Source organism: Pectobacterium araliae, from assembly GCF_037076465.1.
Taxonomy (GTDB): Bacteria; Pseudomonadota; Gammaproteobacteria; order Enterobacterales; family Enterobacteriaceae; genus Pectobacterium; species Pectobacterium araliae.
Map to the genome: position 1 here is coordinate 3,437,668 of NZ_AP028908.1, position 25,375 is coordinate 3,463,042.

The 25,375-nt window shown below is 53.4% G+C and carries 21 protein-coding genes; 6 read left to right on the forward strand and 15 right to left on the reverse strand.

Going from position 1 to position 25,375, the window contains the following annotated elements; all coding sequences use genetic code 11:
* Positions 1 to 138 precede the first annotated feature (138 nt).
* Both fadE and yajD read left to right on the forward strand, forming a co-directional pair.
* Positions 139 to 2,586 carry an acyl-CoA dehydrogenase FadE gene (fadE, locus tag AACH44_RS15620; RefSeq protein WP_261848756.1) on the forward strand — a complete coding sequence of 816 codons (2,448 nt, stop codon included), beginning with the start codon at positions 139 to 141 and terminating at the stop codon, positions 2,584 to 2,586.
* A gap of 281 nt (positions 2,587 to 2,867) precedes the next feature.
* Entirely contained in the window at positions 2,868 to 3,218 is a 351-nt protein-coding gene (gene yajD, locus AACH44_RS15625) for an HNH nuclease YajD (RefSeq protein ID WP_010282592.1), read from the forward strand.
* Positions 3,219 to 3,304: 86 nt separating this feature from the next.
* Here yajD and mtnK read toward each other — a convergent pair whose 3' ends face one another.
* Positions 3,305 to 4,507 (reverse strand): S-methyl-5-thioribose kinase, encoded by a 1,203-nt coding sequence (gene mtnK / locus AACH44_RS15630; protein ID WP_261848755.1) that lies wholly within the window; start codon positions 4,505 to 4,507, stop codon positions 3,305 to 3,307.
* A 135-nt stretch (positions 4,508 to 4,642) separates the two neighbouring features.
* Here mtnK and mtnA point away from each other — a divergent pair, with 135 nt between their 5' ends.
* Entirely contained in the window at positions 4,643 to 5,671 is a 1,029-nt protein-coding gene (gene mtnA, locus AACH44_RS15635; protein ID WP_261848754.1) for an S-methyl-5-thioribose-1-phosphate isomerase, read from the forward strand.
* Between the two features lie 57 nt (positions 5,672 to 5,728).
* Here mtnA and AACH44_RS15640 read toward each other — a convergent pair whose 3' ends face one another.
* From AACH44_RS15640 to AACH44_RS15680, 9 genes are all read right to left on the reverse strand, one after another.
* The gene (locus AACH44_RS15640; protein WP_039536023.1) at positions 5,729 to 5,995 is read right to left on the reverse strand and encodes a type VI secretion system PAAR protein; all 267 of its coding nucleotides are present in this window, start codon (positions 5,993 to 5,995) and stop codon (positions 5,729 to 5,731) included.
* 59 nt (positions 5,996 to 6,054) lie between these two features.
* Positions 6,055 to 7,770, reverse strand: coding sequence for a DUF2235 domain-containing protein (locus tag AACH44_RS15645; protein ID WP_261848753.1), 1,716 nt, complete (start codon positions 7,768 to 7,770; stop codon positions 6,055 to 6,057).
* Entirely contained in the window at positions 7,770 to 8,288 is a 519-nt protein-coding gene (locus AACH44_RS15650) for a hypothetical protein (protein ID WP_261848752.1), read from the reverse strand. Before AACH44_RS15650 ends, AACH44_RS15645 begins: the two co-directional genes overlap by 1 nt.
* A gap of 124 nt (positions 8,289 to 8,412) precedes the next feature.
* A complete protein-coding gene (locus AACH44_RS15655; RefSeq protein WP_261848751.1) occupies positions 8,413 to 8,928 on the reverse strand; it encodes a hypothetical protein in 516 nt (171 codons plus the stop codon).
* Positions 8,925 to 9,650, reverse strand: coding sequence for a DUF4123 domain-containing protein (locus tag AACH44_RS15660; protein ID WP_261848750.1), 726 nt, complete (start codon positions 9,648 to 9,650; stop codon positions 8,925 to 8,927). Before AACH44_RS15660 ends, AACH44_RS15655 begins: the two co-directional genes overlap by 4 nt.
* Before the next feature lies 1 nt (position 9,651).
* Positions 9,652 to 11,679, reverse strand: coding sequence for a type VI secretion system tip protein VgrG (locus tag AACH44_RS15665; protein ID WP_261848749.1), 2,028 nt, complete (start codon positions 11,677 to 11,679; stop codon positions 9,652 to 9,654).
* A 422-nt stretch (positions 11,680 to 12,101) separates the two neighbouring features.
* Positions 12,102 to 12,647, reverse strand: coding sequence for a 1,2-dihydroxy-3-keto-5-methylthiopentene dioxygenase (locus tag AACH44_RS15670; protein ID WP_261848748.1), 546 nt, complete (start codon positions 12,645 to 12,647; stop codon positions 12,102 to 12,104).
* Positions 12,644 to 13,333, reverse strand: coding sequence for an acireductone synthase (gene mtnC, locus AACH44_RS15675; protein ID WP_261848747.1), 690 nt, complete (start codon positions 13,331 to 13,333; stop codon positions 12,644 to 12,646). The genes AACH44_RS15670 and mtnC overlap by 4 nt, the downstream gene beginning before the upstream one ends.
* Positions 13,330 to 13,947 carry a methylthioribulose 1-phosphate dehydratase gene (locus AACH44_RS15680; RefSeq protein ID WP_261848746.1) on the reverse strand — a complete coding sequence of 206 codons (618 nt, stop codon included), beginning with the start codon at positions 13,945 to 13,947 and terminating at the stop codon, positions 13,330 to 13,332. The genes mtnC and AACH44_RS15680 overlap by 4 nt, the downstream gene beginning before the upstream one ends.
* A 190-nt stretch (positions 13,948 to 14,137) precedes the next feature.
* Between AACH44_RS15680 and AACH44_RS15685 the strand changes: the two genes are divergently transcribed.
* Together AACH44_RS15685 and AACH44_RS15690 are read left to right on the forward strand one after the other, a co-directional pair.
* A complete protein-coding gene (locus tag AACH44_RS15685) occupies positions 14,138 to 15,295 on the forward strand; it encodes a pyridoxal phosphate-dependent aminotransferase (protein WP_261848745.1) in 1,158 nt (385 codons plus the stop codon).
* Complete coding sequence (locus tag AACH44_RS15690) at positions 15,283 to 16,050, forward strand: amidohydrolase (RefSeq protein WP_261848744.1); 768 nt, start codon at positions 15,283 to 15,285, stop codon at positions 16,048 to 16,050. The genes AACH44_RS15685 and AACH44_RS15690 overlap by 13 nt, the downstream gene beginning before the upstream one ends.
* 52 nt (positions 16,051 to 16,102) lie before the next feature.
* Here AACH44_RS15690 and AACH44_RS15695 read toward each other — a convergent pair whose 3' ends face one another.
* The 3 genes from AACH44_RS15695 to AACH44_RS15705 form a co-directional block, all read right to left on the reverse strand.
* Positions 16,103 to 17,056, reverse strand: coding sequence for a glycyl-radical enzyme activating protein (locus AACH44_RS15695; protein WP_261848743.1), 954 nt, complete (start codon positions 17,054 to 17,056; stop codon positions 16,103 to 16,105).
* 39 nt (positions 17,057 to 17,095) lie between these two features.
* A complete protein-coding gene (hpsG, locus tag AACH44_RS15700; protein ID WP_261848742.1) occupies positions 17,096 to 19,576 on the reverse strand; it encodes a (2S)-3-sulfopropanediol dehydratase in 2,481 nt (826 codons plus the stop codon).
* 106 nt (positions 19,577 to 19,682) lie between these two features.
* Positions 19,683 to 20,624, reverse strand: coding sequence for a sulfonate ABC transporter substrate-binding protein (locus tag AACH44_RS15705; RefSeq protein WP_261848741.1), 942 nt, complete (start codon positions 20,622 to 20,624; stop codon positions 19,683 to 19,685).
* Between the two features lie 682 nt (positions 20,625 to 21,306).
* On the opposite strand from AACH44_RS15705, the gene AACH44_RS15710 reads away from it, so the two are divergent.
* Positions 21,307 to 22,635, forward strand: coding sequence for an aminotransferase class III-fold pyridoxal phosphate-dependent enzyme (locus AACH44_RS15710; RefSeq protein ID WP_261848740.1), 1,329 nt, complete (start codon positions 21,307 to 21,309; stop codon positions 22,633 to 22,635).
* 190 nt (positions 22,636 to 22,825) lie between these two features.
* Here AACH44_RS15710 and hpxK read toward each other — a convergent pair whose 3' ends face one another.
* Together hpxK and AACH44_RS15720 are read right to left on the reverse strand one after the other, a co-directional pair.
* Positions 22,826 to 24,085, reverse strand: coding sequence for an allantoate amidohydrolase (gene hpxK / locus AACH44_RS15715; RefSeq protein ID WP_261848739.1), 1,260 nt, complete (start codon positions 24,083 to 24,085; stop codon positions 22,826 to 22,828).
* Entirely contained in the window at positions 24,082 to 25,329 is a 1,248-nt protein-coding gene (locus AACH44_RS15720; RefSeq protein ID WP_261848738.1) for a pyridoxal-phosphate-dependent aminotransferase family protein, read from the reverse strand. Before AACH44_RS15720 ends, hpxK begins: the two co-directional genes overlap by 4 nt.
* Between the last annotated feature and the right edge of the window lie 46 nt (positions 25,330 to 25,375).

Sequence of the window (25,375 nt, forward strand, 5' to 3'; positions counted from 1 at the left end):
AGCAACAGGTCAGACCTCTTAGAATATTGACCTATTACGCCTTATTTCACTGATGAAAATGGTTCTCGCTTTCCACTGTTGCAAACCACGCGGTGGAGGGGGAAATCCTTAATTCCATCACTATGCTGGAGACACGTTATGATTGCTGTCAGTATCCTCCTCCTACTGATTATCATCGGCGCGATGTTTTACCATCGGCTCAGCCTGCTGCTCAGCAGCGCCATCCTACTGGCCTACTTCGCGGCCATGTCCGCCATATTGCTGTGGCCCGTCTGGCTGATGGTTCCGCTCGTGATTCTGCTGATTCCGATCACCGTCCCCGCTCTGCGCCAAAAACTGGTTTCCGCTTCCGCGTTGCGCATGTTCCAGAAGGTGATGCCACCGATGTCGAACACGGAGAAAGAAGCGATTGATGCCGGGACAACCTGGTGGGAAGGTGACCTGTTTCGCGGCGCGCCGGACTGGAAAAAGCTGCATAACTACCCGCGCCCGCAGTTGACCGCCGAAGAGCAGGCGTTTATCGACGGGCCGGTTGCTGAAGCCTGCCGAATGGCAAACGACTTTGAAATCACCCATGAACGTGCGGATATTCCACCGGAACTGTGGGCGTATTTAAAAGAACATCGCTTCTTCGCCATGATCATCAAGAAGCAATACGGCGGGCTGGAATTCTCTGCCTATGCGCAGGCGCAGGTGCTGCAAAAGCTGTCGGGCGTCTCCAGTATTGTGGCAATCACCGTCGGCGTGCCCAACTCACTCGGCCCCGGCGAACTGCTGCAACACTACGGTACAGAAGCGCAAAAAGATCACTACCTACCACGTCTGGCACGCGGTCAGGAAGTCCCCTGCTTTGCGTTGACCAGCCCGGAAGCGGGATCGGATGCGGGCTCAATTCCCGATACCGGCATAGTCTGCTACGGCAACTGGCATGGCGAACAGGTCGTGGGCATGCGCCTAACCTGGAATAAACGCTACATCACGCTCGCGCCCGTCGCCACCGTGCTGGGGTTGGCCTTTAAGCTGTACGATCCCGACCATCTGTTAGGCGATGAAGACGACATTGGCATTACCTGTGCGTTAATTCCGACGGATACCGACGGCGTTAAAATCGGCCGTCGCCATTTCCCGCTGAACGTTCCGTTCCAGAACGGGCCAACGCAGGGTGAGAATATTTTTGTTCCACTGGATTACATCATCGGCGGCGCGAAGATGGCCGGTCAGGGCTGGCGTATGTTGATGGAATGCCTGTCAGTCGGGCGCGGCATTACGCTGCCGTCCAACTCTACTGGTGGGCTGAAGTCGATTGCCCTCGGTATCGGCGCTTATGCGCATATCCGCCGCCAGTTCAAAATCTCTATCGGCAAAATGGAAGGCATCGAAGAGCCGCTGGCACGCATTGCGGGTAACGCTTACGTGATGGACGCCGCCGCGACGCTGATTACCAGCGGCATTATGCAGGGGGAAAAACCGGCTGTGCTTTCCGCTATCGTCAAATATCACTGTACCCACCGCGGTCAGCGCAGCGTACTGGATGCGATGGATATCGCCGGTGGTAAAGGCATCTGTCTTGGCCCATCCAACTTCCTGGCGCGCAGCTATCAGGGCGCACCGATTGCCATCACCGTGGAAGGGGCGAATATTCTGACGCGCAGTATGATCATCTTCGGGCAAGGTGCTATCCGCTGTCACCCTTATGTACTGGAAGAGATGGCTGCCGCGCAGGCCAACGACGTATCACGCTTTGACCGTTCGCTGGTGGGTCACATCGGCCACGTCGGCAGCAACACAGTGCGCAGCTTCTGGCTTGGGTTGACCAACGGCCACCTGAGCCGTGCACCAGTGAACGACAAAACGCGTCATTACTATCAGCAGCTCAACCGACTCAGTGCGAATCTGGCGCTGCTGGCGGATGTGTCGATGGCCGTGCTGGGCGGTAGTCTTAAACGTCGCGAGCGTATCTCGGCGCGTCTGGGGGATATTCTCAGCCAGCTTTATCTGGCTTCCGCTACGCTGAAGCGCTATGAAGATGAAGGGCGTCAGAAAGCGGATCTCCCGCTGGTGCACTGGGGCGTACAGGATAGTCTGCATCAGGCGGAGCAAGCGCTGGACGATCTGCTGCGTAACTTCCCGAATCGTGCCGTAGCGGGTCTGCTGACCTTCATTATCTTCCCGCTAGGTCTGCGCTGCGCCGCGCCGTCTGACCGCCTCGACCATGAGGTCGCGAAGATTCTGCAAACACCATCGGAAACGCGCAGCCGTCTGGGGCGCGGGCAATATCTGGTTGCCAGCGAACATAACCCTGTCGGGCTGTTAGAAGAGGCCTTGCAGGATATCATCGCCGCCGAGCCGATTTACCAACGTCTGTCGAAGGCTAGCGATAAACCGCTGTCGTTCATGCGATTGGATCAGTTGGCAGAACAGGCGCTGGTAGAAGGTCAGATCACCGCGGAAGAAGCGACTATTCTGACCAAAGCCGAAGCCAGCCGCTTGCGTTCAATCAACGTCGATGATTTTGCATTCGATGCACTGGCCGCCAACAAGCCTGCATCTGTGCCGCAGCCGGAAAGAAAAACCGAAGCAGCATAAACAGAAACAGGCCGCCAACATGGCGGCCTGAGATCGTTGACAAACTTATTTGCGAAATGGGAACGGTGATAATGGAATAGAAGAGTAAAGCGTCCGCGCCAGGGATGGCGCGGCTCGAGCTTACAGGGATGTACTCGCAGCGTCTTTACGATCTATCCATTATCACCGCTCAACAAGCTTTGTCAGTAAACTCAGTTCGGTTATACCGGCCTGTTCTTTCCTTTAAAGGCACATCAGTTGTAAAATCTACGCCATCTTTCCTTCTGAATGAAACCTGACACATGGCTTACATCCCCAAGAACTATGCCAGACTTGAAAGCGGCTACCGCGAAAAAGCGCTCAAACTTTTCCCGTGGGTATGTGGTCGCTGTTCACGCGAATTCGTCTATTCCAACCTGCGTGAATTAACCGTTCACCACATCGATCACGATCACAGCAATAACCCAGAAGATGGCAGTAATTGGGAAATGCTGTGCCTCTACTGCCACGACCATGAGCATTCGAAATATACCGATGCGGATATGTACGGTTCGACCGTCGTTGCAGGCGAAGATGCACAGAAGGATGTCGGGGTTGCCACCCATAATCCTTTCGCGAATTTGCAGGCTATGATGAATAAAGGGAAGAAATAGAGGCAATAAATCATCGGATTGCCGCTCCCATCGGATTCATTGACGGGAGCGGATCTTGAAATATGTGGCTCATATTGTGTGGCTAATTAAGCACCGCTCTGCCGTACACGCGCCAGCAGCGCATCCACATCAGCAATATGCGGAGCCGCCAGCACTAACGTTCTGCCCAGCGAAATAGCATGCCGTTGGCACGCTAAACGCGCTTCCGTCTCCTGAATGCTGTCCAGATCGGCAACGTGCGCCAGCCCTATCGTGCGGCGAATCAATTCGGTGCCACAGTAACCAACAGCATCCCGCCACACCTGCTGTAAAAACAGCGCGGCATAGCCCGATTCCGCCAGCGCCGGATCGTGGCTTTCGCTTTCGCTCAATGCCAGAAAACGGGCGGAAAAGGTCTGCCACAGTGTATGAATTTCTTCCAGACGCCGTTCACGCCCAGCCGCCGCCTCACGCGGAGCCAACAGCCCCGGCAGGCCGCAATAATTCAACAGCAGGTTGCCAATTGCCGTGCCGACATCAAAGCCAATCGGCCCGTAGAAACCGAATTCAGCATCAATCGCTTTTAAGCGCCCTTCTGCCACAAAAATCGATCCACTGTGGATATCGCCGTGCAACAGCGCCTCCGCTTTACTCAAAAAGCGGTGTTTCAGCCCGGCAACCGCCAACTTCAATGCTTTATCGTCGCGCAATGCCTGTACATCTGGCGTCAGCGCAGCGTCGAATTGGTTTCTTTCGTGGTCGATATAGGGATCGGTAAAAAACAGATCTTCGGTAATCTGACACAGTTCAGGGTTAGTGAACTGGCTTACCGCCGCTTTCTTCTCATGCGGGTGCTGATAGAAATCAGAGGTATGGAATAACGTCTGCGCCAGATATTCCCCCAGTTGTGCCGCCGCCTGAGGATAATCCGTGCCGTTAACCAACTCGCTACGCCAGATACGATGATCGGAGAGATCTTCCTGCACCATCACCGCCAGTTCGGGATCGTGATATAACACGGTCACAGTATGCTGCGGACAAAAACGCGCGTGCGTCAGCAGCGTTTCGGCTTCAATGCGGGCGCGATCAAGCGTCAGCGGCCAGGATTCCCCGACACAGCGCACATAGGGCAGTGCCTGTTTAACAATCACCCGGCTAACGCCCGTTTCATCTTTAATTTTAAACACCAGATTCAGATTGCCATCGCCGATCTCTTCTGCGGCTACCAGCGTTTGCGGCTGACTGACACCGCCGTACTGGCGGGCATATGCAACAGCGTCATCCGCCGTAAAAGTGCGGTAAAGTGACATTCCAACTCCTCGCTATTCTGAAATCAAAACTAGTCTAAAATCAAAGATACGGACATAAAAACGTTCGGACGTCTATACATCCATCTGGCATCTTGGCAGAATACGAATATCGATGCAACATGGATTTAACGACCTATGCAGACACTTAACACAACCAGCCTGAAGATCGTGGATAACCAGTTGTGGATCCTCGACCAGCAGGCGCTACCGCAAGAAAAACGCTGGAGCCCGTGTCCAGATGTCGCGTCACTGGTTGAGCATATCCAGACGCTGCGAGTACGCGGCGCACCGCTCATTGGCCTGTCCGCCAGCCTGCTGCTCGCGCTGCTGGCCGAGAAAGGGTTATCACAGGCCGAACTGGCGCAGGCGCTGGAGACGCTGCGAGCATCGCGCCCTACCGCGGTAAACCTGATGAACAATCTGGATCGCATGAAGCTGGCGTTGGCACAGCCGCAGTTTGTTGATGCGCTAGTGCAGGAAGCATTGCGATTGGTAGAAGAAGACCGCGCCTTGTGCGAACGCATCGCCGATCGTGGCGCGGCGCTGGTGAAGCCAAATAGCCGCTTGCTGACCCACTGCAACACCGGCGGGCTGGCAACGGCAGGTATCGGCACCGCTATCGGCGTACTGCTGCGCGCATATCAGCAGGGGAATGTCGCGCAGGTGTGGGTCGATGAAACCCGTCCGCTTTTGCAGGGCGGACGCCTCACGGCCTGGGAGCTGGGCGAGCTGAGCATCCCTTATCAACTGATTTGTGATTCGATGGCCGCCAGCCTGATGGCACAGGGTCAGGTCGATGCAATTTGGGTCGGTGCAGACCGCATTGCGGCTAATGGCGACGTCGCCAATAAGATCGGCACTTACAGCCTCGCGGTACTGGCGCACCATCATCAGATTCCGTTTTACGTCGCGGCACCGCACACCACGCACGATCCGGCGTGCCCAGATGGTCGAGCCATCCCTATCGAACAGCGTGCCGCCGCCGAAGTCACTGGCGTTTCTGGCAGCTTCGGTCACTGCCAGTGGGCACCGCAGAACGCCGCCGTCTACAACCCAGCGTTTGACGTCACCCCCGCCGCCTTAATCAGCGGCTGGGTACTCGACACCGGCGTGGTCACGCCACAGGATGTCAAAGAAGGGATATTTCGGACAGCGTTGAAGTGACGATAAACAAATAGTTCCAGGAAATTCAGGATACGCCGCACGGATGCGGCAAAGCCATCACCCAATGGTGACCGTTCCCCCGCCAATCAACACGCCACCGCAGCTCACTGCATCACCCGAGCGTGCCGCGGGTTTACCGTCAACGAGTACGCTGGATGAACCGCTGCTAATGCTCCGGTCATGGCCGTGAGGAGCCAGCGGATCGCCTTGTCGGGCCAACGGCAGGCCGTCAACCTTAACCGTTGATGAACCCGCCGCGACAGGCGTCGGCGGATGGCTACCGTGCCCGGTATCGCTATCACCTAATTTAACGGCATTACCCATTTTTTAGTCCTTTTAGCTGATGAGTCCTTTTAACTAAATAGTCAGTCTTGTTGCAACGATCATGCGGCAGCTTCATCATCGGCAGCGACGACCTCTATTCCACGTGGGACGAAGAAATTATTGTTCCTCAACATCGTACCCGCCTGATCGTTCAGCGTAGCGAACTTGAGTTCCTCTGACGCAAAGTCGTGCATAAAATAATTGAAGAAAATATCCGCCTCATGAGGCACCCGCTTAGTTTCATTAAAGAACTTTACCAAATCAGCCCCCTGATACATCTGCCGGCGTAGTCCTCGGCTTCTCCGCACATTATCCGCATCGTACTCGACCTGCTTCAGCCAGCCCCACTGCGCGTTCAGTTCCTCCCGATCACTGCCTGTCGCGTTTTGGCGAAGTATCTTGTAATCATGCAGTTTTTCCCCCAGCCAAACGCAATAGTGGATCATGTGCAGCTCGAACGCTTCCGGTGTCGGGTTCATTTTCCCCACCCATTCGCTGTAGAACTCACTGTATGCCTTCGCCGAGTAGCCCTGCCGACTATCCTGCATGATGAAGTAGCTTGCCACGTAAGGGTCTTTCTGATTAAGCGTTTTAAAGTTGGGAAAAGGCACCTGCGCCCTGCGCGCCGTTTCGAACATCTGTCGCAACGGCACCCGACACAGCTCGGCGCTGGGGCGCTGTTCGTTAGGTAACAGTCCTCCTGTCACGTCTTCACTGATACCGGGACAGAGCACTTCACGCCAGCCTGATTTGAGCGGTCCTAAGGGCAACAGAGGGCGGGATTCGCGCCGCTCGTGCGCCGCTATCAGGTGCAGGGCGTTTTTGACCGCGGTGTGGAGAGGCTTGTCGAACTCAATCACTTTCGCGCCAAAAGCCGTGGTGATCATACCAACAACAGGGTGCCGGGCAACCAGTCCGGCCCCGTCAGAGACGGTTGCCACGGTATCCCCCATGTCCAGCGAGCTGCGGCGCGTGCAGTCGAACAAGCCAGCAAAAATGACCTCAACTTTACTGTCCTCATAACGGTATTCGTTTTCCACTTTGGTACAGACCGACTCCAGCAGTTCGTCGATAAAGCGCCGAGCCAACGCAGCCCCTAGATCGGCACCGAACACCGAAATCTGGATCAGTTTGATGGGCAGTTGGTTGATTTTTTTTACATCCGCCACGTTCAGCTTGAATTGGTTCTTTGCTGAATCCACCCGCGCATCGACGCCAGTCATTAGCAACTCGGCCACTATCGGGTTATCACGAATAGGCTCGGCAGCTTCGAGCAAAGCGCGGGTTGCCGCCGTTTTGGCTGCGGACGCGGCAGCATCGAGGCCACTCTTCATGGTGCGCAGGTCGTCCAGCTTATTGGAGAGCACCTGACTCCAGTCGCCTTTGAAAACGCCTTTAACGGTATCTACCGCCGTTTCTTTTCCCTGTTCAACCAGCGCATCGGTATAATCCTCGGGCAGTGCCTTCTGTCTGGCATCCATAATGCTATGTAAGCGCTCAGTGGCTGTATCATCAAGCGTGGTACCTAATCCTGGAACGTAGACCGCAGAATAAACATATGACGAACCAATCTCCGACGTTCTTCTTTCTTGATGAGCACGAAACAAGCGCCCTACATTAGTCAGACGCTGGCTCTCTTCATCCACATTGATATTTCGTTTCAGACCATCGAAGAAGAAGCCTATCTGTAACGCTAGTGAGCAGGTACCTAACCCTGCCTGATGACGACTCTCTTCACGCACAACACGACATTCCATATCATCCCAATCAACCATCACAATTTCCTCGTCCGATAAGTGTTTATTACATCCTGCATATCAAGGTGACAGCGATAGGCCCAACGTATCATCGGCTTGTTATCTGGCAAGAACAGTACACAAAAATCATCTTGCCCCTTCTCACGCTTCGGCATCGGCAGGATGATGCTATTTTTCTCTGGACGAAATCCCTGTTCTTCTTGTTGCTTTAGGGTTGTACTCAGTAGCCATTTAATATTGGCCGTATCCCCATCTATACGGTAGGGGCCTGCGGTTTTCCCTCCCGCATTCCGTCCGTCAAATGCATCTGTGTTTCCCCCCATATTCCCATTGACATAGGCATAACCAATGGGTCGATCCATTACTGACATCACAACCAATGACGCACCGCCATGCCGCTCCTGTATCAGGAACGTCCAGCCTAGCCAGAGCACCAGCAAAATGCTTGCTACCCACCGCCCCCAGCGCGGCAATATCTGCCATATCGCCGTGATCAGCCCCGAGATCGCTCTCGTCAAACCACTTGCCGCGCTCATGTTCGTCCCTTTTGTTCTTGCTGGTTCAATGCCCTTATTACTGGCTGAGTAGTCGTCATGCCCGCCTGATGACGGCTCTCTTCACGCGCAACGAGACATTCCATATCATCCCAATCCACTTTATTTATCTCCTTGTTCTATAGGTATCGACGATACTATCCATTTCAACGACACAGCTTTCAGCCCACCTTACCATCGGTTTATTATCAGGTAACATCAGCACACAGAAACCATTCTGGCCTTTCTCTCGTTTAGGCATAGGTAAGGTGATAGTATGCTTTTCAAATTGGAGTCCAGCTTTTTCCTGCTCTTCGGTCATATCCAGTTCCCAATCTATTTTGACCGTATCTCCATCTATCCGATAGGGGCCAGCACTTCCCCCTCCCCCAGCATGAAATCCATCAAACGCAAAGGTATTACTACCCATATTACCGTTGACATAAACGTAACTGATGGGACGGTCGATCACCGAATGAACAACGATTGATGCCCCGCCATGCCGCTCCTGTATCAGGAACGTCCAGCCTAGCCAGAGCACCAGCAAAATGCTTGCTACCCACCGCCCCCAGCGCGGTAATATCTGCCATATCGCCGTGATCAGCCCCGAGATCGCTCTCGTCAAACCACTTGCCGCGCTCATGTTCGTCCCTTTTGTTCTTCCAAAGCCTGACGTCCACCTTCCAGATAGGCTAATGCCCACAACCGTCTTTGAGCCTCTATCGCGCCGGCCTGATCGGCTTTTCTCAGCGCCTTGCGAACCATACTCATCCTTTCACAGGCCGGGAAATGCCCACAGCGCTCTCCCTCTTGCCAAAGGGCCAGTACGCGATGTTCATCAGGTGAACCTTGCAACGCCCGGTATAACTCAGGTGTCAGTTTCACCGGAACGGGTTCAACTGGAGGGATAGATAAGTTTAATTCTTGCCAACTGCCGTCGCATTCTCGCAACCACCAGCGCTCGACTCCCCCAAAAAGCCCACCGAACCACGGGGCATCGTGTTGTTCGACAAGCAGAGGCAGCGCGTGGGGGGTATAGAATCGCAGCAGTTGGCTAAATTGCCCTTCAGGCTCAATCACCCTCACTCCCAAAGCCAACTGCTTTTGCAAGTCGCTAAGAGGTTGGCCGCTATCAAGTAGGCCAACCACATGCCCCTGCTGAACAAGCGTAGTCAGTAATCTTTCTTCCTGTTGCGGACACTGCCAGAGCCAGGAGCCGAGATTAATCAGTTCAAACAAATCATCATGAAAATAGAGCGGCAAAAACGGCCTTTCACTCAGCCGTTCACGCTGTTCGGCGGTGAGATAAGCCCCTTCCAGTAGTACGATACAGGCACCCTGGTGCCAGATTGATTCGGGTAGCATCTTATTCTCCCTGTATCAACGCATCGCCCTGCGCCATGGCACGCAGCAGACAGGGAATACAGACCGGTTTTTCAAGAGGCGGCATTTTGGGCAATTTGGGTGGAGCAATCACCTCAACCGCCCCCGGCAAGGTGGGCATGTGGCCCGCCCAGCCAGAGCCAAAGCCCGGGCTGCCGCCTGAATTCATCTTGATGCTGGGGCCGACCAGCGTCACGCCACTAGGGTCAATCTTCACGAAGCTGCCCCCCACCTTGAGCGTCAGTTCAGCCCCGGCTTCCAGCACTATCTTGTTGTCGGATTTCAGATGAATCTCTTGCCCGGCTTCAACCAGCAAGGCCTGACCCAATTTCTGGTGCATTGAGGCATCAACGGTCAGCGAGTGCTCCCCTTTAATATGGTCACGCTTCTCGTTCTCGACCGTCAGGTGATCGTTGGCTTTGATGCGGGTGACTCGCTCATTATCAATATCGGTGTGCGCGTCGTGTTTGATGTGCCAGACGACGTCATTTTCAATCAGCGCGTTGAGATCCTTCTGACCGTGAAGGTAAATCTCCTCCTGTCCGGCCTGATCTTCAAAGCGCAGCTCGTTGAAGCCTTCTCCCTGATGTGTCTCCGTGCGCAGTACGGTTCGCGTCTTGTGGGCTGGCAGGTCGTAAGGAGGACGGTTGGTCGCGTGGAAAGTACGCCCGGTCACAATCGGCTGATCCGGATCGCCTTCAAGGAAGCTGACGATCACTTCATGACCGATACGCGGGATGGCAATCATGCCGTACTGGCCGCCTGCCCAACCCTGACTGACGCGCACCCAGCACGAGCTCTGGTCATTGCTCGCACCATAGCGATCCCACGGGAATTGCAGTTTTACCCGACCATACTGGTCGCAGTAAATTTCTTCCCCCGCCGGGCCAACCACCGTCGCGATTTGCGGGCCGTCCACCATCGGCTTGTAGAGCATGGCCGCGCGCCACGTCGTCGTGCCTTTCACCACTGCAAAGCTGTTGCTCATCGTCGTCGGTTCACCGCCGCTTTCTTCTTCCAGCGCCTGCGGCTGCTGCCCGACGTGCGTCACACTCACCGTCTGCCACACCGCATTCAGCGTCGTATTCGGGTGCTCCGTCAGGGTAAAGGTGTTGCCGGGCATCAGCCCTGCGCAGTTGGATTCCCCTTCGCTCGTCACCGCCCCTGAGCGCAGTGCATCCAGCCGGTAGCCACTGAACGCCTTGCCGCTCGGGTCGTGCTTATAACGCCCCGGATAGTCGTAGTGCTGGTAACTTTCGCGCTGGTGCGCCAGCTCGCCGCTCATCTTCTTGTGCGACAGCCCGTAAGCCGGCGTCTTAAAGCTGTAGTCCTTCAACTCGACGTCCGATGTGCTCACCCGCTCCGCGTAGTGGAAACGGCGAACATATTCGCCTTCACTCAGCCCCTGTGTCGCCAGATTGAAGAACAGCTCGGGGCCTTTGGTCAGCGCCCCCGCATCGTCGGCAAACACTACCCGGTGTTTGCCCTCTTCGTATTCGTGGAAGAAATACATCCCTTCCTCCGCGGCCAGCCGGGTGATAAACGCCAAATCGCCTTCCCGATACTGCACACAGTATTCGCGCACCGCGTGCTCGTTACGCAGCGCAAAGGCGTAGTCGGTAATGCCCGCTTCTTCCAGCAGCGCACCGATAATCGCTTCCGGCTTCTGCGCCTGAAAGATACGGGCGTTGGTGCGCAGCCCCAGCCGCCACAGGGCTGGGCGGACTTCCATCTGATAGCGCGTGCGCCGGAATCCAGTGTCACCCTGCGTGAAGCCACTGACAATCCCGCTGACCCGGCGCTTCAGTTCACCTTCATACCAAATCATCAGCTCGCACGGCTGATCCAGCACCGCGCCAAAATCCACATCCGGCAACGCGCTCGCCAGACTTAGCGCCAGGCTGAAAGGCCGGTTTAGTCCCTCATCCAGCCTGAAATCCACCACCGCAAAGGTGCCTGCCTCTAACGCACCGACCTTTACGGTGAACTGTAATCCTGTACTGTTTGCCACCTGCTTTCTCCTTATTATTCTTGTTCGGTTATCATGGCGACCGCACGCCACGCGTCTCTGAAAAGCGCAAAACATTTAAGTTGAGCAAAGATTCGGGGTGTTCACGTCGTGGGAGACAAAGGAATCGCAGGGGTGAAGCGGTGTGAGTAATGAAAACGTTCCATGTGGCATCCTTGACGCTATTCCTTTTAAAAAAATACGCGTAAAGAATAACAAAATGTTCGCAGAACCAATAGAACAAAAAAAGAACTAAAACGAAGCAAGCCCATTGATTGACATTGAAATAATTTCACTGAAATTAAATTAGATAGTGAATTAAAAAATTCAATCATCATCTAAGATAAGAACAGGGCATCTACCCTGTTCTTAGACTATTGATAAACCATTTTCTTCCGTGGAATAAGGGCATAACGCCCTACGAACTAGCGCTCCAATTTCGGATATGCATCCGCGATTTTATCGCCAGTGAAATGCGCGATCCACCCTTCTGGGTTATCGAACAGGCGGATAGCAGTGAAGTGTGGTTCCGGTCCCATATCAAACCAGTGCGCCGTGCCTGCGGGTACGGACAGCAGATCATTTTTCTCACACAGAATCTGGTAAATCTTACCGTTCAGGTGCAGGCAGAACAGTCCCGCGCCTTCGACGAAAAAGCGCACTTCATCTTCATGGTGGACATGCTCGGATAAAAACTTGGTGCGGAGTTCCGCACGCTGTGGGTTATCCGACCGCATGCTGATCACGTCCCAGCTCTGATAGCCTTTTTCTACCACCAGCTTATCGATTTCATGCTGGTAAGCCGCCAGCACTTCTTCAGACGATGGCGCGTCGCTCAGTTTCTGGCTGGCTTCCCAGCGCTCAAAACGCACGCCGATCTCGTTCAGCTGTTTCTGAATCGCCTCAGCATCCTGACTTTGCCAAATCGGCTGGCTTGCATCGCTGTCGCTAAAAATGGTTAATCCACTCATTGGGCGTACTCCGGTAAGTCGATCTGGTCAAAACGTGCCACCTGACGGTGACGGCTTACGCTATCCGCATCATCACGGATAAGCTGGCGGGTGTGCCAACCGGCTTCCTGCGCGGCATCCAGCTCCTGACGAATGTCCGACAGGAACAACAGTTGCTCAGCAGGTAGCCCGATGGCTTGCGCAATCGTGCGATAAGAGCCGATCTCCCGCTTCGCACCGACGCGAGTATCAAAATAGTCGCTGAACAGCGGACGCAGGTCACCCGCGTTGCTATAGCCGAACAGCAACTGCTGCGCTTCTACCGACCCTGACGAGTACACATACAGGCGCAAACCCAGTTGCTGCCATGCGGCGAGTTGCGCGGCCACGTCAGGGTACAGATGCCCCTGAAAATCGCCGTTACGGTAGCCCGCACGCCAGATAATGCCTTGCAGCTGTTTCAGCGCGGTGGATTTACGATCTTCATCCATAAACTGATTCAGCGCGGCGATCAACGCTTCGCTATCTGCATCTGGCTGACCTAATTCCTGACGCAGCGCGTCCAACGCCTGCGCGATCTCTGGATCGCTACCATGCTGCCGCACCGTATCGGCCAGTCGTTCACGCGCATAAGGGAACAATACGCTGTGAACAAAACGGATGTCGCTGGTGGTGCCTTCAATGTCGGTCACGATCGCGTTAATCATGCTTTCGCCTCCAATAGTCGACGCTGCAATTCACATTGGAACAAGAACTCTAGTCCTTCCAGATGACGACGTGCTTCTTTCACCGTCGCGCCCCAGCAGTAAAGGCCGTGGCCGCGCACCAGAAAACCGTAACGAAGAGGCGTGCAACTGGCGAATTCGGCTACCCGCTGCGCCAGCGCCGGAATATCCTGATCGTTATCGAAAATCGGGATCGCCACACGATCCAAATGGGTAGTTTGCCCCGCCAGCGACTTTTGCATCTCATAACCGTGCAACACCAGTTCAGCGCTCTTCTCTACCCGAGACAGCACCGTGGCGTTCACCGAATGCGTGTGCAGCACCGCACCAATCGTCGGTTCACTGCGGTACAGCAGCGTATGCAGCCCGGTTTCCGCCGACGGCGTGCGGCCGCTCGGCACATGGTTAGTCGCAATGTCCACCAACAGGAAATCCTCTGCCTGAAGGCTGCCCTTGTCTTTACCCGATTCGGTAATCAGGCACTGCGATTCGTCAAGGCGCACGGACATATTGCCGCCCGTTGCCGGACACCAGCCCTTCTCGCCTATCCAGTGGCAAGCCGCAAGCAGCGCCGTCAATTGTTGATTTTCAGTCATGAGGCTTCCCGTTTTTGGTCCATTTTTCTAACAACTTTTTCTGGATACCTTTTGGAGATTTAGACGCTTTCGTTATGTCTTAGTACATAAAAGCATTTAGCCGTTTAAACGTCCAAGCGTCTTGATTGCCAAATACTAACAGCATGTTATATTACCAAGCAATACAGGCTTGCAGGAGTTCCCCCCCGCTATGAGCGCCGCTCTGATCCCCGACAGTAAACTGCCTTCGCTGGGTACCACCATCTTTACCCAGATGAGCGCACTGGCCCAACAGCATCAGGCCATCAATCTATCACAAGGTTTCCCTGATTTTGACGGCCCAGATTATTTACAACAGCGGCTGGCGTATCACGTCAGTCAGGGCGCAAACCAATATGCGCCGATGACCGGTGTTGCACCTCTGCGTCAGGTGATTGCCGAAAAAACCGAAGAGCTGTACGGCTGGCGACCGGATGCCGATAGCGAAGTGACGGTTACCGCAGGGGCAACCGAAGCGCTGTTTGCCGCCATTGCGGCGCTGGTGCGCCCCGGCGACGAAGTGATTTGTTTCGATCCCAGCTATGACAGCTACGCACCTGCCGTCACACTGGCTGGCGGCGAACTCAAACGCATCGCCTTACAACCACCAGCGTTTCGCGTGGATTGGTCACATTTTGCCGATGTGCTGAGCGACCGTACTCGTTTGGTCATCCTGAATACACCGCACAACCCGTCCGCTATCGTCTGGCAGAAGGCCGATTTTGAGCAACTGTGGCAGGCAATTGCCGCACGTAATATCTTTGTGCTGAGTGATGAAGTCTACGAACACATCTGTTTCGACAGTGAAGGACACGCCAGCGTGCTGGCACACCCGTCACTGCGTCAACGCGCTATCGCCGTTTCATCGTTTGGCAAAACGTTCCACATGACTGGCTGGAAAGTCGGTTACTGCGTCGCGCCAGCCGCATTGAGTGCGGAAGTCCGTAAGGTTCACCAGTATCTGACGTTCTCCGTGAACACGCCTGCGCAGTTCGCCATCGCCGATATGTTGCGTGAACAGCCGCAACACTGGCGCGAACTACCCGATTTTTACCGTGCCAAGCGCGATCGCTTTATCAAGGCGCTGGCAGGCAGCCGTTTCGAGATTCTACCCTGCGAAGGCACCTACTTCCTGCTAGCAGACTATCGGGCGGTTTCCGCACTGGACGATGTCAGCTTCTGCCGCTGGCTGACCGAACACGTTGGTGTAGCCGCCATTCCGTTGTCCGTCTTTTGCGCCGATCCGTTCCCACATACGCTGATTCGACTATGCTTTGCTAAACAGGAAGCGACGTTGGATGCCGCTGCGGAGCGTTTATGTCGACTTTAAAGATTTCATTGCTGCAACAGCCATTAGTCTGGCGCGATGGGGAAGCCAATCTGCGCCACTTCGATACCTTACTGGCGGAGATGGTAGGGCTTGATGTGATTGTCCTACCGGAGATGTTCACCACCGGCTTTGCGATGGAAGCCGCCAGAGGCAGTCTGGATCAATCAGTCGTCGAGGCGTGGCTGCACCAGTGGGCGCGGAAGACCAATGCGCTGATCGGCGGCAGCGTCGCCATGAACACGCCCAAAGGCGCGGTGAATCGGTTCCTGCTGGTCGATCCACACGGCGAGGTATATCACTACGATAAACGTCACCTGTTCCGCATGGCGGATGAACATCACCACTATCAGGCAGGAACAGAGCGAGTCACCCTTGAATGGCGCGGCTGGCGCATCTGCCCGATGATCTGCTACGACCTGCGTTTCCCCGTATGGTCACGCAATCGACAGGATTACGATCTGGCGCTGTATGTCGCCAACTGGCCTGCGCCTCGTGCGGCACACTGGCAGACGCTGCTGGCAGCACGCGCCATTGAGAATCAAGCCTACGTTGCGGGCTGCAACCGCGTCGGCACTGACGGCAACGGCCACAGCTACCGTGGCGATAGCCTGATTATTAACGCGCAAGGGGAAGTTCTGGCCTCTGCCGCCCCCAATCAGCCTGCCCGTCTGGACGCCGAACTGTCGCTGGAAGCGTTGCAAAGCTACCGGGAATCCTTCCCCGCCTGGCGCGATGCCGATCGCTTTACGCTGTAGGCGTTTTCTCTGCGTCTCTCATCAGGGATGTTGAAATATTGGGTAGCCCTCGCTACCCAATCGGCACGCCATAGCGTTCGCCACAGCGGGCTTTCGCTCGCTGAATGATATCAGCGCTAACGTCATGGTTAAGGCTGGATTCTGTGGGGAGATACGCCCGCCCTAGCAAACGATATTTGTCCCGCCCTAAACGGTGGTATGGCAAGATTTCATAGCTAACCTGCGGTAGTGGCAGGATAAAATCAATAATCGCGCGGATCGCTTCCCAACTTGCGTTAAATTCGGGAATCAGTGGCGTGCGAACATGAATGGGCAGATGCGGAAATGTTCGTCGTAACTGTACTAAATTATTCAGAATGCGGCGGTTTCCACGCTGGGTAAACTGACGATGGCGCCCTTCATCCAAGCTCTTAACATCAAAATAAATGGCGTCGGTGTAGTCTGCAATCTGACATAAATCTGACCAATTCCCATCGCCGCAGGTTTCCAACAGCGTATTGATATGTCTTCTTCTGGCCTCTCGCAACAGTGCTAACGCAAAGGCCCCTTGCATCAACGGCTCGCCGCCACTGAGTGTTAATCCACCTCCCGACCGTCGATAAAAAATCCCATCAGACTCAACAATATCCAGTACCTGATTGACCGTCATCCTTTCACCAAAGCCTTTTAACGCGTGCGTTGGGCAATGACTAACGCACGTCAGACAGTTTGAGCAGCGAGAACGATTGAGACTGACGACTCCCGTTGAGGTATAACTCAGTGCTGCTTCCTGACAAGTCTGTTCACACAGGCCACAAACCGTCTTCCCCAAACATTTTTGCACATCAGCAGCAATTTCCGGCTTTCGGTACTGGGATTCAGGATTACTGCACCATTCACAGCGTAATGGACAGCCTTTCAGAAATACCACCGTACGGATCCCCACCCCATCATGTAGAGAGTAACGCTGGGTATTAAATACCCAGCCCGCGATCGGCTCTACGTGATACGGCATCGAATTTGTCATCACCTTAAGCCCTGGCATTCTCCAACAACCCTCGTCGTTTTAAAACATCTCATGTCCGGTTCGAGCTATCAGATCATCCTGCAAATCGGGTGAGAGATCGGTGAAATAGGCACTGTAACCCGCAATACGCACAATCAATCCACGGTAGCGTTCAGGGTCGGCCTTGGCTGCCAGTAATGTTTCCCGATTAATGACGTTAAACTGCACGTGCCATAATTTCAGGTCACACCAGGAACGAATGAGGTCACACAGTTTGCGGGTTCCTTCCTCCCCCGCCACGATGGAAGGCGTAAATTTTATATTCAGCAAACGAGCCGCACGCTCGCTAAACTGATAATTCTTGGTTTGATAATTGGACAGCAATACCGCCGTTGGCCCTTGCTCATCGCACCCTTGCGATGCCGAAGAACCATCCGACAGAGGCATCCAGGCTTTACGCCCGTTCGGCGTAGCATGTACCACTTTGCCAAACGGTACGTGAGAAGTGAAAGGCACCAGACGAAGATCGAGGTGTACGCCGAGTATTTTTGAGTACTTACGGGTAAACTCCAGACAAATTTTATCCAGCGTTTTACCAATACTATCAGCATAAGGGTCGTTGTTACCGTACTTGGGCGCACTGTTCATCAAAGCTCGCAGCACCTGATGATTCACAAAATCATCCTCTAACGCTTCCAGCAATTGAGACATGGAGATGCGCCGTTCTTCATAGACCCATTTTTTTATCGCCGCAAGCGAATCAATGACGGTTCCATAACCCATAAATTCGAAATAGCCTAAATCAATTCCGCCTTCAATATCCGGCTGATGAATATCTTTACAGGCCGCCATAGACAGATCGTGTAAGGCCGAGCCTAACGGCCAGGCAAAATGTTTAGCGCGTAAATCGATAATGATTTTTTGCTGAATAAAAGCATGGCGCAGAAAATTATGATGCTGTTGAACATACGCCTGCCAAAAATCCCCCCATGAGGTGAAATCGCGCGGATCACCCGTCTCCAATCCCAGTAACTCAGTGCCGTAGCGTTTCATCCGCCCGTTATAGAGCGTCATTTCCAATGCCGCAGGAAAATTGATGTATGCACAGGGACTGGTGTAGGTATCTCGATTGGGCATTCGACATTCAGCGCAGCCGGAAACGGCATAATCATAGGCTTGAGAAAACTCAGCCCCTTTGGACAGCAGTAAGGGAACGACTTCCTCATCATTAATCAATTTAGGAAAGCCCGTGCCCTCTTTAATGGTCTCGGCGATGTCGTGAAGAAAACGTGTCGGCGTTCGATTATGGATACGCGCGGCCAAATCAGGATAATGCAAGGGGAACTCACGCTTGGAACGTAAAAACAGATGGGATAAGGCGTTCGTCGCATCCATCCCTTCTGGCGTCTGTCCACCGATCGTCACCGCCTCCCAGTGTGCATAACCTTCATTAAACGCACCGCCTGTCGGGGAGATATACAGGTCAACAAACTGCGCCATCGCCACCCACATGCACGACAGCCACTCCAACGCTTGCTCATCGTTCAACACGCCCCGTTCAATATCCCGTTGATAGTAGGGAAAGAGGTATTGATCCATGCGTCCATTAGAAATAATGGTGCCCGTTTTCTGTTCCAGACGGGAAAAGAGCTGGGTAAACCACTGTGCCTGTAACGCATCACGAAAATCACGCGCCGGATTTTCCGGCACCCATTCACAGCGTTCGGCAATCTCGTACAATTCCTGCCGCCGTCGGGGACGTGTCTCCTGCTCCGCCAACGCTCTGGCATGCTTAGCATGGCGCTTAGCCCATAGGACAATCGCGTCCGATGCAATAACGATCGCCTGAAGGAACGGTGCTTTCTCCGTGCTATCCAACGGATTAAACGGGTCAAGTTGTGCCAGACGCTGCTCTGCCTCCTGCCGAATCCCCTTAATTCCCCGCTTAAGAACCTTTTCGTAATCGTGCACCCACTGAATTGATGAACGAAAAGAGGAGGTTTCATTCACGATAAAACGCGAAGTGAGACGGTCTTCAGGATCGTAAGTCAGCCGCAGTGTCTCTTCCGGTAGAGCCTGTGATAAATGCTCATGGTAGGTTTTATTTAGCCAATAGGGAGAAATCTCTTTCCGAACAACCTCGCTATCCTTTTCATCAATGATAAAAGGCGACGCCTGTCGTAAGGGAAGTTGGCTGATAGCGACATCAAGAAAATCACCATCGAGCTCCGGATACAGAATGCCGTAGCGTCCGGGTTTTCCAGCACGCCCAGCGATCAACTGCTCATCATCAATATAGACCGTGATATTCTGCGCAATATGATACATCGCCTTAGCCCAGCGTAAGATCAACACTTGCCCTTCCGTCGTTCGCATCGATTCCGTGAAATAGCGAGCGCGTTCGACATCAATGACAGGCTTTCCCTGCTGAATGGTCTCCAATATGGCATCGGTTCTACTCCGCGTTTCAGCCTGAGCTACAGTGTCAGTCTGTAACAGGCGCGACTCTTGCGGACTCAATACCGTCGTCATCTGGCTCATTAGTCTTCCTCTCGTGATAAGTAGGCTCAACGCCTTTCGTGCCGATTAACAAGATGTTCCCGTGCTTTCTTCATCTAACCTTAATCCATTCGCGACAACGTCTAGATCATGGCTGAGGAGGGCTCCACACCGCTTGCCCAACATCCAATTTTTTCGGAATCAGCTTCAAATCAAAGAAGGTATCAGCAATGCCCTGCTGGCCAGAAAGCACCTCTGGCACAATGAATTGCGCACCGTAGCCCTGCCGTTTAATGGTCAATAGCGTGATGTCTTCAGAAAGCCCTAAGCGGGGGGCGATCTGCCGGGAAACCGCTTGCGGGTCACTCTCCGCGTGCTTGCCGATTAAGCGAATCTCTTCGATTAGCGCAGTGATCACTGTTGGGTGTGTAGTTGCGAAATCACGGGTCGCCAGATAATACTGATAATTATCCACAATCCCTTTTCCATCACGCAGCACTCGTGCCTCGATTTGCTTTTCCGCTGCGGCACTGAAAGGATCCCAAATAACCCAAGCATCAACGCTGCCATTTTCAAAGGCCGCACGCGCATCTGCAGGGGGTAAATAAACCGGGGTAATATCGCTATATTGCAACCCTGCGTCATACAATGCTCTTATGAGTAAATAATGAACGTTAGATCCTTTATTTAACGCGACTTTCTTTCCTTTTAACTGCGATACCGATTTTAGTGGCGAATCTTTAGGAACTAAAATCGCCTCCGCCGCTGGGGAAGCAGGCTCATTGGCAACATAGACTAAATTCGCGCCTGCGGCCTGCGCAAATACCGGGGGCGTCTCCCCGGTAAAACCAAAATCAATCGCCCCAATATTGAGTCCTTCAAGCAATTGAGGCCCACCGGGAAATTCCGTCCACTTAACCGAAATGCCTTGTGAACGTAGTCTATTTTCCAGTGAACCTTCGTCTTTTAATAATACCAGTGTCGTTGCCGACTTTTGATAACCGATCCGTAATACATCTGCGGAATAGACCGAAGCAGAAAATGCCAGCGATGCCATGAATATAATGCTATAGCGGAGAAAGCCGATCATAATGCCACCATTGAGTTAAGAATATATAATGCATCCTAACCATTGTCTGACACTGTATTTAAATGCCATTTATCGATAAACATATCTATTATTTATCTAGACAACCACACGAACGCGATAATTTAAATAATTGTTAAAACACGAAGTAAAATACTCAATCAAGACACAAAAATCAATAATAAAAAATTAACAAAAACACAGCATTCACTGCAAGACACATATAAATTAAATATAAAAAACACACATCAACAAAAACAAAACGTCCACAAAATACCATCTACATATAGAAAATAACGTAAAAAACAGAAGGAGAAAAAATTAATTAATAAATAAAAACAATGAATTAACAACAAGCACCACCATAACAACGATAAGTTTCACAGAAAAAGATCTTCAAGTTATTTTAAATAATCAATAAGAAATCACGATATTGACTTTGACAACATCATCTACTTTACAAACCCTATTTTTTATTTTGTACTTATCAAAAATAGCTCACCATACTCAGATAATTACACAGGCTACATGATTCATATTTTTCGCAATTCGCCTCAATATAAAAAAGATTCACCTGATATTCACGCATACCGAAACCAGGGTGAACAATAACATTAAGCGACATGAACGGTTCATTATTCATCTGATAAACAATAAAAAACCCATTACCTCAAGGCGACGTATCATGATCCAAAAATCACAAAGCAGTAGTCGTATCGTGAATGAAAATTTCTGGCTTCCCTTTACGCCAAATAACGATTTTCGTCACGATCCCAAATTATTTACACAGGCGTATGGCTTTTACTACCAGGATGATAAAGGTAACCGCATATTAGATGGCGTTTCCGGCCTGTTTACTTCTGCATTAGGCCACCGACGCCGTGAAATAGCCGAAGCGGTTTATCAGCAATTGTTAACGCTAGACTACAGTTCCAGTTTTTATCGCACGCACCCTCTGGCGTTTGAAACAGCCAAAGAGCTGACGAAGATGCTTCCTCCGCAGATTAATCGTGTATTTTTTGTCAACTCAGGTTCCGAGGCAATTGACAGCGCACTAAAAATCGCGCTTGCCTACCAACGAGCCCGTAAGCAGAGTTCCCGCACGCTGTTTATTTCCCGTGAACGTGCCTATCATGGCGTGAATTTTGGCGGAGTCGCGCTGAGCGGGCTAACCAACAATCGCAGACAGTTTGCTGGGAGTTGGCCGCAGGTTGTTCACCTGCGTCATACCTGGCTGGAGGAAAACCGTTATCAGCGTGGTCAACCCGAGCAAGGCGACTACCTGGCGGACGATCTGCAACGCCTGGTTGAGTTACATGGTGCTGAAAATATCGCGGCCTGCGTGATCGAACCCATCGCGGGTTCTACAGGCGTGTTAATTCCACCTAAAGGCTATCTGGAACGTATCCGGCTTCTGTGCGATCGCTATGATATTCTGCTGATTATGGATGAAGTCATTTGTGGATTCGGCCGGACTGGCAACGCCTTTGCCAGCCAAACATTTTCGATTAGACCAGACATCATCACGCTCGCCAAAGCGCTCACCAATGGCACGCAGCCTATGGCCGCCGTCGCCGTCGATTCCCGTATTTACGAACAGATTATTAATGCGGCGGACGAGCAAGAGATTGAATTTTTTCACGGCTATACCTGGAGCGCTCATCCCGCGGCGTGTGCGGCGGCACTCACGACGCTGCGGCTGTATCAGGAAGAGAATGTTTTCGCTAAAGGTGAAGCGCTCAGTCCCTATTTTCTGGATAAGCTATTTGAATTACAGGGAATTCCCGTCATTAGCGATATTCGCGGATTCGGCCTATTCGGTGCGATCGAACTACGTCCCGCAGAGAAAGCGGGACAACGCGGTTATCGATTACAAAAAAAACTTTTTGAACACGGGCTGCACCTTAAATCCACGGGGGATACCTTACTGATCGCCCCCATTCTGGTGGGTACACACGCTTACATTGACGAACTCTTCGAAATTCTTCGTCCGTTACTCTGCGATGAGCACTAATCTCAACAACGCACATTAACCGTTACGGTAAACCCTGCGCGCTGCGTTATCTCATTCGCATGGAGATAAACAACGATCTCAACGTGATAGCGATACCGCAGCGCTCACCGAGGAGGGCGAAATCGTATGATAGCCCACGCACCACGCATTAAACCAAGTAGGAGAGGAGGAGCCCTGCCAGGCTCGTCTTTTATTTACCCCCATACGCCACAACCATATTTCCCAACGCGCTTAACGCCAGCGCCACATCCGCCGTGATAACCGATTCGTCTGGATGGTGGCTGATCCCACCGCGACAACGAACAAATAACATCGCTACCGGCCAACATTCGGCGATGGCGATGGCATCATGCCCTGCACCGCTTGGCAGCATCAGCGTTTTCCCCTGCACCTGCATCACCGCCTCGTTTAATGCCGACTGTAACGCAGGATCGCAGCGGGTTGCCGCAATACGATAATACTCTTCCGCGCTGAACTGGCAGCCGCGCTGGTGCGCGATAGCCTGTGCCAGCGTCAGGAGTTTTTGTAACAACGCATCCAGCGGCGCATCCTCTGGCCCGCGAATATCCAGCGTCATCTTCACTTCACCGGGGATCACGTTCGCCGCGCCCGGTAAACACTGCAACGTGCCAAACGTCGCGACCAAATGAGGATCGCTTTCCCGCGTTGCCCGCTCGGCCTGCGCCATCCAGTCGGCTGCCGCCGCCAGCGCATCCTGCCGTTGCGTCATCGGCACCGTACCCGCATGCCCCGCCAGACCAAGGAACGTGCAATTGAGCCGTCGCGCCCCGTTAATCGCAGTGACCACGCCCAGCGCCAGATCCTGCTGTTCCAGACACGGCCCTTGTTCGATGTGCAATTCCAGATAGGCGACGATGTCGCTGACCGGACGCGCCGCCAGCGCCACCTCAAGCGGATCCAGCCCCGCAATGGTCAACGCCTGCGCCACGCTGGTGCCTTCTGCATCCTGACAATCCAGCCAGTTCTCCGGCCAGGTGCCCGTCAAACCGCGACTGCCCAACAAGGTAATACCAAAACGCGTACCTTCCTCATCGCCGAAACCGATGATTTCCAGCGCCACGGGCAAACGCGTCCCCTGCCGATGGAAGGCACGCACGACTTCAATCGCCGTCAATACGCCCAGCATGCCGTCATACCGTCCGGCATTGCGCACCGTATCCAGATGCGAACCGAGCAGCAGCGCTGGCGCATCCGGTGTTAATCCTTCATAGCGGCCACAAATGTTGCCAACGCTATCCTGCCAGACATTCATGCCCGCTTCGCGCATCCATTCTCCCACCTGCGCATTGGCACGCAGGTGTTCCAGCGACAGATAGACACGGGTCAACTGGCCGGGTGTTTCGCTAATTTCAGCCAGCGCATCGCAGCGCGACATAATCTGTTCAGCGGCAACTTGTGCAGCAGCGTGGGACAGTAGAGGTTCACTCATGCATGTTCCTCATTCGCCGCGTAGCTGTTCCACGCAGCCTGTAATGCCTCGCCCTGCACGGTGTGGAAACCAAGTCGATTCAGCACCGCCTCCAGCGCCGTCAGCGTTTGCATCACACAGTCTTTACGGGCGTTGTAGCCCATTGTGCCGATGCGCCAGATCTTGCCCTGAAGCGGGCCAAACGAGGTGCCGATCTCAATGGCAAAATCTTCCAGCAGCAGCTTACGCACCTGCTCGCCGTGAATGCCGTCAGGAATCACCACACCCAGCACGTTATTCATTTTGTGGTTAAGATCGCCAAAGGTTTCCAGCCCCATTCCCTGAATACCCGCTACCAGCGCATTACCATGCAGCGCATGGCGGGTAATGCTACGATCCAACCCTTCTTCGAGGATCACGCGCGCGCACTCACGCGCAGCAAACAGCATGCTCGTTGCCTCCGTATGATGATTCAGGCGCTCCGGCCCCCAGTAGTCCATCACCATGCCCAGATCGAAATAGTTGGAATAGATCATCTCGTCGTCGCCGTCCTGATGCGCGTCGGTTCTGATCCCTTGTTCGACGCATTTACGGCGACGGATCACCGCCTCCATCTGCGGGCTGAGCGTGATTGGTGAACTGCCAGATGGTCCGCCGAGGCATTTCTGCAACCCGGCGGAAACCGCATCCAGTCCCCATTTATCCGTTTCCAGCGGATTACCGCCGAAAGATGCCGTGGCATCGGTATAGAACAACACGCCGTGGCGACGACAAATCTCGCCCAGATCTTCCAGCGGTTGCAGCATGGTGGTGGAGGTATCACCCTGCACCGTCAGCAACAGACGTGGGCGTACTGCCTTAATCGCCTCTTCAATCTGCTCAGGCAAGAACACCTCACCCCACGGCACGTCGATGGTATGAACCTCAGCGCGGCAGCGGCGAGCAATCTCACACAGCAGATGACCAAAACGACCAAACACCGGCACCAGCACTTTATCGCCGGGGCGGATCGCCGACAGCAAAATCGCCTCGATCCCCGCACGCGAGGTGCCGTCCACCAGCATCGTCCAGCGGTTTTCCGTGCGAAAAAGCTGACGATAGAGTGCCATGACCTGATTCATGTAATTGGTCATCGCGGGGTCATACTGCCCAACCAGTTGGCTAGCCATTGCCCGTAATACGCGCGGATCGGCGTTGATCGGCCCCGGCCCCATCAGTAAGCGATGAGGGGGATTAATTTGCGCGTACAGTTCGCTGCTGCTCATGGTTATATGCTCCAAACTTTTGTTTCGACTTACACATTCGACAAGC